This window comes from Alteromonas sp. R7 (genome assembly GCF_055755235.1).
Genome location: NZ_JBVTQX010000008.1, coordinates 64,205 through 78,101 on the forward strand (window position 1 = coordinate 64,205; position 13,897 = coordinate 78,101).

Below are 13,897 nucleotides of genomic sequence, written 5' to 3' on the forward strand. Positions count from 1 at the left end.
CTGCCCTCATGCTTTTAGTGCTGCGGTAACGTGTTGAGCAAGCATGGGCAAATGACGTAGCCGTACACCAATAGCTTGGTACACGGCATTGCCGATAGCCGGCGCGACACCAATAACGCCTGGTTCACCCAGTCCTACTGGAAACTCCTCACTTTCAACAAGTTCAATATCCATCTCTGGGACATCGTTCATACGTAGAGGAAGGTAGGTATGTAAGTTTGTTTTTGAAACCTGACCGTTTTTCACTTCGTTATGTTCAAACAGTGCCAAGCTCAGTCCCCACAGCAGTGAACCTTCAAGCTGTGCCATCGCGCCATCTGGATGAATAACAATACCAGCATCAGACACAACCCATAACTTCTTAACCGTTATCTTTCCAGTGCGCTTATTAACGTGAACATGGGCTGCAGTCGCGAGCCAAGCTGGCATAGTACGTTCTTGTCCCGCACTTACGCTATAGCCAATGCCTTCATCAGCACCAAGTTCAACACTCGCAGTCTTTTTCTTAAGAATTTCAAGCGTATTGGCAAGTCGTGTGGCACCGCCGACACTTTCAGGCGCTTTGCCCCCTTGTTTACCTTTACCGTCTAACATAGCAAGTCTGAAGTCGACGGGGTCTTTGTTGGCTTTCACTGCCACTTCGTCAATAAACGATTCTAAGCCCCATACAATCCAACCTTGACCTACCGAACGCAGCCAACCTGGCGTAAACGTATCTTGCGCTACCTTATTGTTAACCGCGCGTGCGCGATGGTGAGACATGGTGTACCAGTGGTCGGCACCAGATGCCGAAAACATATCGACTTTCCCTTCACCGTTTACCCCTGGTGCTAGAAATCCTGGTGCCATTTTTAGTGTTGGCCAGCCTGCCGCAAGCGCATGCTCCATGCCTAAAAACTGATTATTCTCATCGAACGACGCATTAAACAGTGAAGTAGAGGCAGAGCGGGGTTGATCAAATAATGTATCATCCGGGCGCATGAACACCAGTTTGACTGGCTGGCCAGCAGCTTTAGCTGTAAGCAAAGCTGGAACAACCCAATCACCAAAAAGGCGTCGCCCAAAGCCACCGCCAAGATAATACTGGTGAAGGACCACATCACTTTCTGGCACTTCTGCGGCTTTAGCTACAGTAGGAAGTGTTAGGCTCTGCCACTGGTTACCCGTATGTATATGCCATTTACGACCTTTAAATTCAGCAATGGCGTTAAGTGGTTCTAGCTGGAAATGATTGGCAGTCGCTGTGGTGTATAAAGCTTCAATGGCTTGTGCCGCTTTTGTTTGCGCCAGCTCTATATTTCCTTCGTCTACAAAAACGGTGCCTTCCTTTCGATCGCGTACAATTCTTTCGCCTTCTTTTTGTATATCCGCTTCAGAAACATTAGCGGTTTTACCGGCGTTATAGCTGACTTTCACCATATCAACGGCTTTAATCGCAGTAGGGTAGTCTGTAGCCAATAAAGTAACCCAGCCTTCGATGGTACCGCTCGGATCGGTAAGCACTTTATAACCTTTATATCCCGGTAGACTCTTAGCCTTACTGTCGTCGACATTTGTTACTGTACTGCCATAACGAGTCGGAGGCAGAATGGGTCGTGCATAAAGCATGTTTTCCACTTCAACATCAATACCGTATACCGCAGTACCGTTAGTTTTAGGTGGGATGTCGAGTGCTTTGTAGTCTGCGTTAACACCGATAAGGTGGCGTTTTTTACCCGGTTTAATTGGCAATTCAGCAAGCTCATCTGCACTGAATGTTTTGTCTACTTTGCCATTCGCTACGATATCGCCATAGCTAATTTTCTTGTTACCTGAGATAACAAAGCCTTTTTCTGCCTTACAACTATCAGCAGGCACGCTAAGTAGCTTCGCACCTGCATCAATTAACACCATGCGGCCAGCGGCGCCCGCCTGAGACATTGGCTTGTAAGTATGGAAAATTGACCAAGAGCCGCCTGTTACCATGTAGCCCCATTTCGGGTCTGTATCAACGTGAACTATAGACACTTTCTCCCAGTCGCACTCAAGCTCATCAGCCAAGATTCTAGCGATTGGAGTGCCGATATGCTGACCCATTTCCGCTTTGGCTATGTTGACGGTAACGTTGCCATCTGTATCCATTTCAAACCAAATATTTGGAGAAAACTGTTTGGCTTCAATACTTTCTTTCGCCGACAGCAGGGATGGAATAGCGGCAGCACCAAATGCCATGAATAAAGACGTTTTCACTGATCCCACCATAAAAGACCGGCGAGATAAGTTGATCATGTCTTTCTTTTCTTGAGAGATATTTTTCATGCTCATGCGTTTTCCCCTTCTGATGAAGCGGTTGGATCAAAGTATTGAACAGAAGACGTTGCAGCGCGCTTAATCGCCTTTTTTATGCGCGCGTAAGCCATACAGCGGCAATAATTGGTGCTCATGTGATTAACAATATCTTGGTCGCTCGGGTTTGGATTTCTATCTAGCAATGTCGCTGCTTGCATGATTTGGCCAGACTGGCAATAGCCACACTGAGGAACCTGCTCTTCTACCCAAGCAGATTGCAGCGGATGCGCGTTGTTGAAGCTTTCAATAGTGTTTACGTTCTTATCTTTAGCTAACGAAACGGGATAGGAGCAAGAGCGAATAGCGTTACCATCAATATGTACCGTGCATGCGCCACACATCGCTACACCGCACCCAAACTTGGTACCTTTTAGTCCAAATTCATCGCGTATTACCCAAACGAGAGGCGTATCTGATGCAGCATCTGTCTGCACTCTTTTTCCATTTAACGTAAATTCAATCATGGTTTGTGTCACCGTGAAGTTAATGTTTAATATGCTCTCGCCAAGGCGCTGTACTTGGTTTGAACGGTCTGTTTTGCCTGTTTTAATTGGTATTATTAAAATCTGGCCGCGTTGGCTCTCCCTTTAATAACCGCTCACTCCATAGACGCCCGAATGAACCTTTCGAATTGGAGTTAGACTAATTAACTAAAGGTATCCTAGAGGCCAAACTTGCTTATGTGGTCTATTTTAGTTACCTTGTTCAAACAAACAATTAGTATACTTTTAGTAACTAGGTGGCTTTTTTAGGAAAATAGATGGAAAGTGAAATAAAAACAGACGCTAAGGGTAGAAAAACCGTTCTAAATACGTGCACAGAGCCTTGTGCTATAGAGCGTGGAATGCGCCTAATTGGTGGAAAGTGGACGGGTTCTATTATTTATCATCTCAAAGATGAGCCTGTTAGATTTAACGACCTGTGTAGAATGCTTGGCGGCGCCAGCCGGAAGATGGTCGATCAGCGCCTTAAAGAGCTGGAAAACAACGGTATGGTGATCCGCAACGTTATCGACTCTCGTCCAATTGCGGTTGCTTATAGTCTCACCGAGTTTGGGCGCTCAGCGCTAGATATTCTTGAACAGCTAAGAGTCTGGTCTGAAAACCACACGAACGATTAAATACCGCTAGCGGTGAGCATTTATCTCACCGCATTTGCTTTATAAAGAGCTAGACCGACACTAGCGGTAATCGAAGTACTTTTTCAACAAGCTCTCCGGCTTTTTCTTGGAAACCAACAAAGTGTTCAGTAGCTTCATGAGCATCAAGGGCATCCTGAGATTGCCATTTCTCCGTAATAACAAATACACCCTCTTCACTTGCATGTAGGTCATACATCACTGCGCCGACTTCTTCTCGGCTTGATTTAACCAAGGGTAACAATGCGTCTAAAAGTGCATCTTGTTGGTTTGGTTGAGAATAGATTACGACTGAAAACTCGATCATTTTACTGTCCTATTGAGAAAAAACGCTAACATAGGCAACTAACGGAGTAATGGTTAGCGTTTAAAGCTGACTAGCAACTTTTTTCAGGTGAAAAGCAATCTCCACCATCAAATGCCTTTTACCGCTATGTCGCAGTTAGACGCTATCTAAGCCTTTTTCTTAGATGCATTTTTTAGCGAATGAAAAAAGTTAATCTATAATGATTTATACTAAAGTATAAAAGGGTGCTCATTATCCTTTGAGTGCCACCTCTTGAGGCGACGGAATGCAATTACCGAACGGGGCGATGCCCTATGTTTGAAAAAACTTTTCACTTTTGTCCTGTTGGGCTCGCTCACGTAAGCGTGGATGGAAGCTTTATACGTGTAAATAAGCGACTGTGTGATTTTTTAGGATATTCTGACGAAGAACTAACGACGTTAACCTTTCAAGAATTAACTGCGCCAGATTATCTTGATGAAGATCTAAGTTACTTAGAGCGCCTGATGGCAGGTGATATCGATGACTATGCGATTGAAAAGCGATATGTAAGGCGCGATGGCGAGCAAGTTTGGGCGAAGTTAACAGTGTCTTTAGTAAGAGATCAGCGCGGCAACCCAGACTATTTTATTTCTATTGTGGAAGATATCGACGAGAAAAAGCGCATCCAGTCTGAGCTCTTTCAAGTTGATGCCTTGTTTAGCAAAATTGTTAGCGCATTTTCTGATAGAACGTTTATATGGGTGGCGACGCCAGACTTGTCTAAACTGCAATACGTTAACGATGGCTATTCAAACATATTCGGTCGCAACGAGTACGAACTTTACTGTAACCCTATGAGCTTTATTGATCATGTACATGAAGATGATAAAGCACGGGTGTTAAAACTGTTCAGTCAACGCCCTTTGCAGAATTGGGATATTCAATATCGTATATACGACTCGAAAGGCGAAGTGAAGTACCTTCACGATCGCGGAAGCTTGATATTTGACGACCGTGAAATGCAGTCGCTTATTTTAGGTACGGCCGACGACATAACAAGAGAGAAAACGCAGCAACAAGCTCTGATGAGCGCCGTCACTAAATTAGAGCACCTGTCGAAAACCGACTCGCTCACTGGACTTGCCAATAGGAGAGAGATATTTAGCCAGTTAAGTGACGAAATTTCTCGTATGGATCGTGGCCAACAAACGTCAACGCTTGTTTATATAGACTTAAACAAATTCAAAGAAATTAACGATAAATATGGTCACAAGGTAGGAGACAAGGCGCTTGTTGAGTTCTCTGAAAGAATGAGTAGTTTGCTGCGTGATAGTGATAGATTCGGTCGTATTGGAGGAGATGAATTTGTCATCTTGCTCTATGGCACGGGTGAAAAGGAAACGGAAGCTTTTTTTAATAGGGTTGCCCAAAGCGACTTTGAAGTTAATGTAGATGGCAATAAGGTAGTACCAATTGGCTTCAGTGTTGGCTGGGTTGAGTGGAGCGAAGGGATTGAAACCGTGCAGGAATGGCTAGATAAGGCCGATGAGGTAATGTACGGAAAAAAGCGTTATCAGCAAGTTTTAACCGCGATTGATAAAGCGATGTAGACAGCTATTCCTGAGACTCGATATCTACATCGCTTTCGCCATTCTATTTTTGTCTTTGAGCGAACCAGCGCGCTATTTCCTGACGCTCTTCGTCTGTCATTTTTGTCTTGTTTAAAAATGGCATGTCTTTGGTCACAGTGGTTCTTCGAACCACTTGTGGCGCAAACCTTTCAATATCTTCCCATGTATCTAATATTACGCCTAAAGGTGCGACTTTAAAGATATCGTCGGTTGGCGTGCGCGAGTGGCAACCCACACAATGGGTTGTAATTAAGCTTACTACGCGCTCATTGCTTACTTCAGAACTCGCTTGGGCGACTGCATTGTTAGCCGTTACTTTTTTACCTACTTCATCGACAAGGCTCACATCTTCATGTCCTTCATTCGATGTATGTGATGGCGACTGAGGCCATGACACCCATAGCGCTATTGCTAGCATAGCGACTGCGCCAGACACTAAAATACCTGGTTTAGTGATGCCCACATGACGCAAGTTAAAGAAATGACGTATCCAAGCGGCAGCGGCCATTATCGCAATGAGTACCAGCCAATTTTGCGGGTGTTGATACGTCATGGGGTAATGATTTGAAATCATGATAAACAGCAGAGGCAGCGTAAAGTAGTTATTGTGTACCGAACGCAATTTAGCGCTCGCACCCCAAGTAGGATCAATATCTTTCTTATCGGCTACAGCTGCTACCATTTTGCGCTGGTTCGGCATGATGTTGAAAAAGACATTCCCTGCCATGATAGTGCCAATAAGCGCACCAACGTGAATATAGGCACCGCGACCGCTAAACCACTGGGTAGACAGGTAGCTGACAATACAAACAAGCGCGACTAATCCAATACCGAAGGCAAGTGGATATTTTGCCAATGGGCTGCGACAAGCAAATTCGTATAAGGCTAGTCCGCCAAAGATTAACCCTAAACCTAAAGATATTGCCGTGGTCGGTGACATGGCGTTTACCGAAGGGTCGATAAGATAAGCGCTAGCACCAAAGTAATAAACAATTATGAGTAGTGCGAAGCCCGATAACCACGTGGTATAGGCTTCCCACTTAAACCAGTGCAGTGTTTCTGGCATTTTCTCTGGGCCATAGGCGTATTTTGCGACCTCATAAAAGCCGCCACCGTGAATAGCCCATAAGTCGCCTTTGATACCTTTATCCTGCTTCCATTTAGGTGGCGTGCGTAGATTGTTATCCAACCAAATGAAGTAAAACGACGCGCCAATCCACGCTACACCCGCTACAACGTGGAACCAACGTACAAATAAACTTATCCAATCTAGCCACGGCATTATTGTTCTCCTTATTTAGGGCCCAAAGGCCCTACAGCAGCCTGTTATTAATGATGTTCTTTTTTATAGCGGCAGGTGCCGCTTATCCACGTTTGGTCGATAGCGCGGTCATCACCTAAAATACTCAAGGCAAAAAACACATCGTCAAAGTCCGCGTCTTCTTTTATTCTCAATTGTGTCAATTCGTCAAACCTAGGCTCAACAACGATAAAGTCAGCGGTGGTGCCTGGGTTTAAGTTGCCTATTTCATGATCAAGCGCATGAGCTACGGCCGCGCCTTGGGTCATAAGATAAAAGCCTTCTAACGGGCTGATGGGCTCGCTGCGCAATTGACTAACCTTGTATGCATCGCCGTAGGTTTTAAACATGTTAAACGTAGTGCCTGCACCCACATCGGTGGCCATGGCCACATGGACCTTGTTAGCACGCGCTGCGGTCATATCAAAAAGGCCACTTCCTAAAAACAGGTTAGATGTCGGACAGAAGGCCACCGTAGCGCCGCTTTCGCCTAAGCGTGCCCATTCGTTAGGCGTAAGGTGAATGCCATGGCCAAACACCGCACGTTCACGCACAAGGCTGTAGGTGTCATATACATCTAAGTAGCCGTCCGCTTTAGGGAATAAGCTCTTCACCCATGCAATCTCGTCTAAGTTCTCAGACAAGTGTGTTTGAATGAAAACGTCGGGATACTGCTTGGCAAGTTCCCCTAATGCAGCAAGCTGCGCTTCAGTACTGGTTGGCGCAAAACGGGGCGTTAGCGCATAGCGGTTGCGGCCCTTGTTATGCCAAGTTTCAATTAATTGTGCACTGTCAGCTTGTGCTGTGTCGGCGCAGTCATTAAGCGCACTAGGGCAATTCCTGTCCATACATACTTTACCGGCCACAATTGCCATATCAATTTCGCTTGCTGCACTAAATAATGCGTGGCTACTGCTTTTATGAACCGTAGTAAAAACAAAACCTGTGGTAGTACCGTTCTTTAGCAATTGGCGCAAAAATACGTTAGCAATGGTTTTAGCGTGTTCACTGTCAGCAAACTGCATTTCTGTGGGAAACGTATAGTTTTCAAGCCAGCTCAACAGCTGTTCGCCATAATGAGCTATGCTCTGTGTTTGCGGATAATGCAGGTGGCTGTCTATTAAACCTGGCAAAATCCACTTGCCTGAAAAATCTGTCACAGTGGCAGCCGGGTAGCGCTTTGCTATCTCTTCAAATGTGCCAATGTCTTTTATTTCTTTATTGTCTACTAACAAACCACCGTCTTTGAATATAGCGATGTCATTATCGAACTGTGTAGTTTGGTTAGGAAAGTGCGCAATGCTTGCACGAAAAAGCTGCATGTTTGTTAGCTGCCCCTGTAGCTGCTGAAACCGAATGGAGAGATAAGAAGTGGCACATGATAATGGCCGCCATTCTCATCAAGTTCAAATGTAATATCAATGTGTGGGTAGAAACTTTTGCCATGCGTTTCTACAAGGTAAGGCTTGCAGTGAAAGCGCAGGGTATAAACGCCTGCGGCAAAACCGTCTTCAACGCCCCAGTTGTTAAAACGCCCGTCATTATCCGTTTCACCCGAAAGGGTGCTACCGTCAGGTAGTGTAAGTGTAAGGGCAATGCCTTGTGCTGGCTTACCTAATGTAGTGTCGAGTACGTGGCTAGAAAGCGTATTCATACTGTTTTCCTTAAAAACTATTCAATGCGTATTGACCATTTTTTTGAAAATACGGGGGTTAATCCAGCGCTTTGTTAATACGCAATAGGGTTATCTTTATTTGCTCTGCAGCAGCATTGGTAATCTCTTGCTGTGTGGTATTGGGTAGCCTAGCTTGTAATGCTTCTAACATAGTCTGCGCAGAAAGACCGGTGGCATAAATAATAAAGATAAACCCGTGCTTGTCTAAATAGGCGTGATTGGCTTCTTTTAACTGGTGTAAAACGGCCTCGGACGCGCTGGCTGTACCCGACTGCTCGCCCGCAGCAATGGCTTTGGTATTTGCAAACTTTTTGCGCAACGAATCAACGTCGCCAATCATGGGGTGTGCCGTAAAAGCTTCAAGGTAGTCGTCATCACTGCATTTGGCCCACGCGCTCTTCGCTTGATTAACAAGTGCGTCCTTGTCGCTGTAGGGGCGTGCTTTTACCATTTGATAAATCCAGGTTTTCGCCGCGCAGCATTGCTCAAACCAAGAAGACGCCTCTTCAGCGCTTAGCGTATTTAATTCTTTAAGTGTCACTGGTGGTGTCCTTTTCTTTGTGAAGCGCTGTAGCGGGTTTCTCACTGTCTTTGCTACTGTTGCCTGCCGTTACTTCTTTTACATGAAGACGCTCGATAATTTGCGCAGATATAGAAACGGCGACTTCAATTGGTTGCTTGCCAGGGATATCTCGGTTACCTATTGGCGTAAATAGCCTTGCCAGCGCGTTGTCGTCAAACCCACGTTGAGTCAGCTTGGTAATAAAGCGCTTTGCTTTGGTGTCTGAACCAATTAACCCAACAAAGGGGAGGGAAGGTTGCTTTAACGCCTGCTCTGTAATGCGATAGTCCAATTGATGATCGTGGGTGAGTATAATCAGCCAACTGTTCTCATCAAGGTGTCTAACTTCGCTCTCTGGTGCTTCTTCCACGACTTTGTGCACGTTGGCAGGCAAAGACGATGGAAACAGTTCCTCGCGACTGTCTATCCACGAAATGCGTACAGGCAATTGAGCCAAAATAGGCACCAATGCTTTTGCAACATGGCCAGCACCAAAAATGGCGATGTGCTGCTGATGAACGTTACACACGTCAAATAGCACCTTTACTGCGCCGCCGCAGCACTGTCCTAAAGAACTGCTTAACGGGTAGCTGTGAAGTTCAGTGCATGCTTCGCCCTTTGCAAGGTACTCTCGTGCGCGGGCAATGGCATCAAACTCAAGGTGCCCGCCTCCAATGGTATCGATGCTCTGTGAAGCGGTAACCACCATTTTACTACCGGGTTCACGAGGCGTAGAGCCTGCAGTGCCAACCACAGTCACAAGCACATAGCCTTCATTACGCGCTTGGCATTCGGCTATTCCCTCATACCAGTTTGTTGCACGAAATGATTGGGGCGCGCGAGATGACTTTGCTGCCGTGAGTGTCATAAAACACCGCCTCGACTGGACGACTGCTGCATAGCACTTACTGCATTTAACACCCGTTCTGGTGTGGCTGGTGTATCTAGCTGCGGATCAACTGTGTAGCCAGATAGGCTAGATATGGCGTCTTTAAGGGCGCACCACACTGAAATAGCCAGCATAAATGGTGGCTCGCCAACCGCTTTTGAGTGGTAAATGCTGTCTTCAGCGTTCTTTCTACCAAACAGCTTCACATTAAACTCTTTTGGCGTATCGCCAATAGCTGGAATTTTATAGGTCGCCATATTTTCACTTATCAGCTTACCCGCTTCATTCCATTTAAGGTCTTCTGTGGTAAGCCAACCCATACCTTGAATAAACGCGCCTTCTATTTGGCCAATATCAATGGCAGGGTTAAGGCTGTTGCCAACATCGTGGAGGACGTTAACTTTATCTACCGTATATTCACCGGTAAGTGTATCGACAGAGACTTCACTCATTGAAACGCCGTAGGCAAAGTAGAAAAACGGACGGCCTTCACCGGTGTCGCGGTTATACTGTAATTTTGGGGTTTTGTAGAAACCGCTTGAAGACAAAGATACACGAGCAAAATACGCTTGCTGCACAAGCTCGGTAAAGGTAATTTTGTGCTCATCCAATACCACGTGCTCATTAATGAATAGCACGTCGCCAGCGCGGTCCTCTAGACCTAAGCTTTTGGCAAAGCACTCGGCCAAACGGGCTTTTAGCGTAATACATGCATTTTGTACGGCTTTTCCGTTTAAGTCAGTGCCGCTTGAAGCTGCTGTTGGTGAAGTGTTAGGTACTTTGTCAGTGCGTGTTGCAGTGACTTCAATCATATCCAAATCTAGTCCAAATTCATTGGCTGCAATTTGGCCTATTTTGGTGTGAAGCCCTTGGCCCATTTCAGTACCACCATGGTTCACCTGAATACTACCATCAGTATAAATGTGCACTAAAGCGCCAGCTTGGTTTAAATGCTTCGCGGTAAATGAAATGCCAAACTTAACAGGCGTTAGCGCTAAACCTTTCTTAATCACCGGGCTTTCGCGATTAAATGCTGCAATAGCTTCACGGCGCTGCCAATACTGAGCGGTTTCTTCTAGCTCGGCAATCATATCGGGCAGAAGGTTATGTTCTACCTTCATTCCGTAGGGGGTAAAACTACCTGTCGTGGTGCCGTATAAATTTCGTTTTCTTACCGATAGGGGGTCGCTGCCAATAGCACGGGCAATTTTATCAATCACGGCTTCAGCCATAATCATACCTTGCGGTCCGCCAAAGCCTCGATAAGCGGTGTGCGATACCATATTGGTTTGCAATCTGTGGCCAACAATGTCGCTATCACCTAAGAAATAACCATTGTCCGCATGGAACATGGCTCTATCGACAATGGCGTCAGATAAATCAGGCGAGTGCCCACAAATACCATTGATTGTCATGCGGGTGGCTTCAATTTTACCTGTCTCGTCAAAGGCCACGTCGAACTCGTTTTCGAACGGGTGACGTTTGCCAGTAACATGCATATCGGTGAAGCGTGGTAAGCGAAGCTTAACCGCACATTGATTGCGCGATGCCAGTAGAGCCGCTATACAGGCCCATTGCGCGGCTTGCGTTTCTTTTCCGCCAAAGCCGCCGCCCATACGTCGCATGTCTACCATTACACGGTGCAATTTTACATCGAGCACTTCGGCAACGAGTTTTTGTACCTCACTGGGATGTTGACTAGACGTATAGATTTTCATGCGATCTTCTTCATCAGGGATCGCAAGGCTCACTTGTCCTTCTAAGTACATATGTTCCTGTCCACCAATACTGAGCGTGCCATGTGCTTGGTGGATCGCTTTTTCAAATGTACTTTCAACGCGGTCAGTATGTTGGCCAAACCGATGTAGGGGACGCACAAACGTTTGCTGCTGGTGGGCAGCTTCGGCACTAAGTATAGGTTTGGCTTCACTCACCTCTACTTTCCCTTTTAGCGCAGCTTGTCGGGCAAGGTTTACCGAAGTGGCAAGCACTGCAAATACAGGCTGACCGAAGAATTTGATTTCGCCATTAGCAAGTAACGGATCGCCTTCGAACACAGGTCCAATATCTTTATGGCCAGGCACGTCGTCAATCGTAACCACATCTACAACGCCTTCACTTTGGCGAACAGCGTCAAGATTTATCGAGTTAATCGTACCTTTTGCGCATTGGCTTACACCAACTGCAGCATAAAGAGTGCCTTGAGGTTCAATAACATCGTCAACATAGTTTGCGCTGCCTTGTACTTGGCGTGTTGCGCTCTCGTGTTTTTTAGATACATGAACGACACTTTGCTTGTCGTTTTGTTGCAGTGGATTAGGGGCATCAATTAACTTACGCATGCTGCACCACCCGTGTTTCAATTTGGTTTGCTGTTTGGTTCTCTAACCAGAAGCGATGCCACAGGTTAGCTAAAACAGTTTTACGGTATTGGGCTGTAGCGCGCACATCATCGATAGGTGAAAATGCATCGAATAAGACTTGTTTGCCCAACGTTAAACATTCGTTGCTAGCGAACTGCTTACCTTTCAAAACGTTTTCTAACGCATTGCAGGTTGACGGAACTGCTGCCACACCACCAAAGCCACTGTTAATGGCTTCTACCTTGCCGTTGTCGAGTGTGACATTAAATACGGCGCATACTGCAGAAATATCATCTTCAAATCGTTTCGATATCTTATATGCAGCTAATGCTTGATTGGGCTGTTTCAATGGTATTTCTATTGCACTTATCCATTCATCTTTCGCCAGCATGGTCTCGCGATAGCCTGTGAAGAATGTGCTAATTGGGATCATACGAACGCTCTCGCCGTTATCTAAATGCAGTATGGCATTCAATGCGAGTAATAACGGCGGCATATCACCAATAGGGGAAGCGTTAGCCACGTTACCGCCAATGGTAGCCTGATTGCGGATAGGCAACGAAGCAAATCGGGTAACAAGCTCAGCCACTTGCGGAAATGCATTTAGTAATAAAGGTGCCGCATCATTTAGCGGTACAGCTGCACCAAGAATAAGAGAATGCTCGCTTTTAGTGCATTGTTTTAGTGCATCAATATGCGTCATACTGATAAGCGTTTCTACATCTTTTAGCTGTTGCGTGAACTGAAGGCTTAAATCCGTGCTGCCAGCGACTAGCTGTGCAGTTGGATGCGCTTGAATCAGAGTCTTCAGTTCTTCGCGAGACGTTGGCGTATGGATATTTCCCGTACCAGTGGGTTTCTCACCAGATAATGATAGCAATGTAGAAAGGGTGGCAGCTTGGCGTGCAGTGAATTGATCAACAGGTGTTTGTTCGCACACCTCCATCGTAGCATCGATAATAGGGCGGTAGCCTGTGCAGCGACATAAGTTGCCTGATAAAGCGTGCAGCACATCGTCGCGATTTGGTTTTGTATTGCTGTGATATAAGGCAAACATCGACATGATAAAACCAGGTGTGCAAAAGCCACACTGAGAACCATGGTGATCAACTAACGCCTGCTGTACGGGGTGTAAGTGTTTACCATCGTTCAAATGCTCAACAAATAAAAGCTGCTTCCCATGAACTGCACTCATTAGCGTGATGCAGCTATTCACTGTTCGATAATTAAGTTTTGCAGCGCTATTTGAGGAGGCTGGTTCCACAAGTACTACGGTACATGCACCGCAGTCTCCTGCTGCACAGCCTTCTTTTGTGCCTGTTTTTTTGCGATGTTCGCGAATAAATTGTAGAAGGGTGAGGTCGGCCCGCGCTTCATTTAATTCAACGACATCGTTATTTATTAGAAAGCGAATCATACTCACACCTTCTTGTTATGTTCATTCTTGTATTCATTAATATAGCTGTATTTTTTCAATAAAAGTAGACCATTTGGTCAATTTATTGCTTATAAAAAAAGGCCGAGTTCTAAAAGGCCATGATTTTGCGCAAATTTGATTGGAAAAAAAGAAGTGATACCTTTCTATTTTTCTTTTGCTAAGCACTACGTCGATTTGTTAATAAAGAATAAGGCAAGATTCGTGCAAGGTTTTGAACTATTCGCGTAATTCGTGTTTTAGTATGGTTAACACTCCCTGCATAGGGTATGTATGATCTATAAGAGCATAGCAACTCGTCGGCAATA

The 13,897-nt window shown here is 45.6% G+C and carries 12 protein-coding genes; 2 read left to right on the forward strand and 10 right to left on the reverse strand.

From position 1 onward, the window contains the following. Positions 1 to 6: 6 nt before the first annotated feature. On the reverse strand, positions 7 to 2,304 hold the full coding sequence (locus tag AC0J2X_RS13985) for a xanthine dehydrogenase family protein molybdopterin-binding subunit (RefSeq protein ID WP_472996133.1): 2,298 nt from the start codon (positions 2,302 to 2,304) through the stop codon (positions 7 to 9). Then, the gene (locus AC0J2X_RS13990) at positions 2,301 to 2,792 is read right to left on the reverse strand and encodes a (2Fe-2S)-binding protein (RefSeq protein ID WP_014976187.1); all 492 of its coding nucleotides are present in this window, start codon (positions 2,790 to 2,792) and stop codon (positions 2,301 to 2,303) included. Before AC0J2X_RS13990 ends, AC0J2X_RS13985 begins: the two co-directional genes overlap by 4 nt. 296 nt (positions 2,793 to 3,088) lie before the next feature. On the opposite strand from AC0J2X_RS13990, the gene AC0J2X_RS13995 reads away from it, so the two are divergent. Next, positions 3,089 to 3,448 (forward strand): winged helix-turn-helix transcriptional regulator, encoded by a 360-nt coding sequence (locus AC0J2X_RS13995; RefSeq protein ID WP_014949063.1) that lies wholly within the window; start codon positions 3,089 to 3,091, stop codon positions 3,446 to 3,448. A 49-nt stretch (positions 3,449 to 3,497) separates the two neighbouring features. On the opposite strand, the gene AC0J2X_RS14000 is transcribed toward AC0J2X_RS13995, so the two are convergent. Next, entirely contained in the window at positions 3,498 to 3,773 is a 276-nt protein-coding gene (locus AC0J2X_RS14000) for a putative quinol monooxygenase (RefSeq protein WP_014949064.1), read from the reverse strand. A 293-nt stretch (positions 3,774 to 4,066) separates the two neighbouring features. On the opposite strand from AC0J2X_RS14000, the gene AC0J2X_RS14005 reads away from it, so the two are divergent. After that, positions 4,067 to 5,344 carry a diguanylate cyclase gene (locus tag AC0J2X_RS14005; RefSeq protein WP_110287928.1) on the forward strand — a complete coding sequence of 426 codons (1,278 nt, stop codon included), beginning with the start codon at positions 4,067 to 4,069 and terminating at the stop codon, positions 5,342 to 5,344. Between the two features lie 43 nt (positions 5,345 to 5,387). Here the strand turns inward: AC0J2X_RS14005 and AC0J2X_RS14010 are convergent, their stop codons facing one another. The 7 genes from AC0J2X_RS14010 to xdhA are packed head-to-tail and all read right to left on the reverse strand — an operon-like array spanning position 5,388 to position 13,571. After that, entirely contained in the window at positions 5,388 to 6,647 is a 1,260-nt protein-coding gene (locus AC0J2X_RS14010) for a urate hydroxylase PuuD (protein WP_321825312.1), read from the reverse strand. 47 nt (positions 6,648 to 6,694) lie between these two features. Next, a complete protein-coding gene (guaD, locus tag AC0J2X_RS14015; RefSeq protein WP_039225686.1) occupies positions 6,695 to 7,987 on the reverse strand; it encodes a guanine deaminase in 1,293 nt (430 codons plus the stop codon). Positions 7,988 to 7,992: 5 nt separating this feature from the next. Then, a complete protein-coding gene (uraH, locus tag AC0J2X_RS14020) occupies positions 7,993 to 8,319 on the reverse strand; it encodes a hydroxyisourate hydrolase (RefSeq protein WP_014976192.1) in 327 nt (108 codons plus the stop codon). A gap of 58 nt (positions 8,320 to 8,377) precedes the next feature. Next, on the reverse strand, positions 8,378 to 8,881 hold the full coding sequence (gene uraD, locus AC0J2X_RS14025) for a 2-oxo-4-hydroxy-4-carboxy-5-ureidoimidazoline decarboxylase (RefSeq protein WP_472996134.1): 504 nt from the start codon (positions 8,879 to 8,881) through the stop codon (positions 8,378 to 8,380). Next, positions 8,871 to 9,770: a xanthine dehydrogenase accessory protein XdhC gene (gene xdhC, locus AC0J2X_RS14030; RefSeq protein WP_472996135.1), complete on the reverse strand. Its 900-nt coding sequence runs from the start codon at positions 9,768 to 9,770 to the stop codon at positions 8,871 to 8,873. The genes uraD and xdhC overlap by 11 nt, the downstream gene beginning before the upstream one ends. Continuing rightward, positions 9,767 to 12,133, reverse strand: coding sequence for a xanthine dehydrogenase molybdopterin binding subunit (xdhB, locus tag AC0J2X_RS14035; protein WP_472996136.1), 2,367 nt, complete (start codon positions 12,131 to 12,133; stop codon positions 9,767 to 9,769). The genes xdhC and xdhB overlap by 4 nt, the downstream gene beginning before the upstream one ends. Next, positions 12,126 to 13,571, reverse strand: a complete 1,446-nt coding sequence (gene xdhA / locus AC0J2X_RS14040; protein WP_472996137.1) for a xanthine dehydrogenase small subunit — start codon at positions 13,569 to 13,571, stop codon at positions 12,126 to 12,128. Before xdhA ends, xdhB begins: the two co-directional genes overlap by 8 nt. Between the last annotated feature and the right edge of the window lie 326 nt (positions 13,572 to 13,897).